Origin of the sequence: Levilactobacillus fuyuanensis, from assembly GCF_003946395.1 — a bacterium.
GTDB classification, from domain to species: Bacteria; Bacillota; Bacilli; order Lactobacillales; family Lactobacillaceae; genus Levilactobacillus; species Levilactobacillus fuyuanensis.
Map to the genome: position 1 here is coordinate 1 of NZ_RHNZ01000044.1, position 1,936 is coordinate 1,936.

Annotated in this window: 2 protein-coding genes and 1 pseudogene; 2 read left to right on the top strand and 1 reads right to left on the bottom strand. The window is 33.4% G+C overall.

What is annotated here, in order from left to right:
• Positions 1 to 134: pseudogene (gene gpmA, locus EKM73_RS12615) on the bottom strand (2,3-diphosphoglycerate-dependent phosphoglycerate mutase); the annotation flags it as partial.
• Positions 135 to 700: 566 nt separating this feature from the next.
• On the opposite strand from gpmA, the gene EKM73_RS12620 reads away from it, so the two are divergent.
• Positions 701 to 1,129 (top strand): NUDIX hydrolase, encoded by a 429-nt coding sequence (locus tag EKM73_RS12620; RefSeq protein WP_164508931.1) that lies wholly within the window; start codon positions 701 to 703, stop codon positions 1,127 to 1,129.
• A gap of 14 nt (positions 1,130 to 1,143) precedes the next feature.
• Positions 1,144 to 1,641 carry an ABC transporter permease gene (locus EKM73_RS12625; RefSeq protein WP_125702124.1) on the top strand — a complete coding sequence of 166 codons (498 nt, stop codon included), beginning with the start codon at positions 1,144 to 1,146 and terminating at the stop codon, positions 1,639 to 1,641.
• Positions 1,642 to 1,936: the final 295 nt, after the last annotated feature.

Here is a 1,936-nt window from a genome sequence, read left to right on the forward strand (position 1 = left end):
TTCATGATGTCATCGTCGGAGATCCGTTCGATGTACTTGCTTAAAGCACGTAATGAGTTACCGTGGGCAGCGATGATTACGTTCTTGCCGTCGAGTAACTTAGGTGCGATTTGGTCTTCCCAGAAAGGCATAACTACGGTACGTTGAACCCGTTGATAGGACTGACTTATGTAACTATCTTTTCTCTGGATAGTTGCCAGTTAGTGACAAGAAGAAAAATTCAAATATCAACTAAGGAATTCAATATTTGATGAGGTTATCATATCAGGGATTTGCCGCCAATCATAGACGGTCAGTTATTTGGTGCTTACGTTTGTGTAGATGGTAGCGCTAATTTATCCCATGTCTTTAAGTAAATTAAGCAGATTAATATTGTGTTAATAGGTGTACTGCTTTGATAATCGCTCGTCGAGTGTAGTATCCTGACTGCGCAATAGACGACTATTATGACTAAACATTATTACCATTGTTTTGATCCTAGCTTCATTAAACCCCTCATTTCTTCATCGTTTTAACTAACATGTATCAAATATCATACAGAAACGTATTTGCATTTTACGATAAGTTATGATGAATACAAATTTAAGAGTGAAGGCTACTATGTGAAAATGATAACAATCATTATCCGCTTTTCCAAGGAAAATACCAACTTACTGCTATGTGATTAACAAACTTGGTTTAAATTGGGGAGGAATATACCTTGAATAAAATTATTTCACATATTATTGTTCCTACTGATAAAGGAATTATTTTAATTCGAAGAACAAAAAAGGAAAGAGGAAAAGTAAATGTTTTTCCGCATTGGTGGGATATACCTGGCGGGCTTTCAGAAAGTGAGGAACTTCCTAAAGATGCAGCAATTAGAGAGTGCAAAGAAGAAATCGGATTAGATGTCACTATAAATAAAATTATTGGTGAGGATTCTAATTTTGATAACTTGAAGAAGACTGTATATACACGCCTCGTTTATTTAGCGAATGAGGTTGATATAGAAGATGAACAAGAGATCCAATTAAACATAACGGAACATGATAAAATATTTTTTCTTGATTCTTTAAAACATTTAAAGAAGGATGTAAACATTGTTCCATATGTAAGTGATGCGATATCCAAAGTTTTGACACAATGAAGAGGTACTACTAAATGTTGAAATTATTGGCGTATGTAAAAAAGGAAAGTCTCAATATCAAAGCAGCAAACCCCTATATGTTTCTGTTAGCAGGAGTATCGACGGGAATTTCATCAATCTTGTTGACCTATTTTGTGACAAGGTTATTTGGAGCTGTTGGGCGAATTAATTTTAAGTTTGTAGTAATAGGTGTCATTTCTTATAACGCACTTCTATCAATTATGATGCCAATTGGTAGATCACTTTTGACAGAAAAAAGAAGAAGAACAATGGATGGGTTAATATTAGCAAATGTTAATTTTGAGAAGATGTTTTTAGGAGTTATGATTGCAAATTTACCCTTTGTTCTTGTAGAAGTTGCGATACTGACTATATTTTCAATGTTTTTAGGTGTTGATTTTTCGGTCAAATTGGATTTCAAATTCATATGTAGTATTTTAGTATTTTTGTTTGTTAGCTACTGTTTAGGGGCTTTTATGTCAGTTCTTATGACGTTTGCTCAAGATAGTTGAGTTATGCAAAACCGAAAAGGGGGTCTGTAAAATGAAAAAATTTTTATTTGCTATTTGACCAGCAATGGGACATATAACTCCAACCTTAAAATTTGCCACATATCTCAAATCACAGAATATAGATATGGAATTTTATTCGAGCAAACAATATAAGACCAAAATAAAATGGTAGAAAACAAATCTTGAATTTTTTTAAAGGAGTTGAACTAAAAAATGCACCTCAATTGTCAAATCAAGTGCAACACTAAGAATCTATTCTTAGAAGTGGTCTAGTTGCTAAGCTAGTTCAGGCATT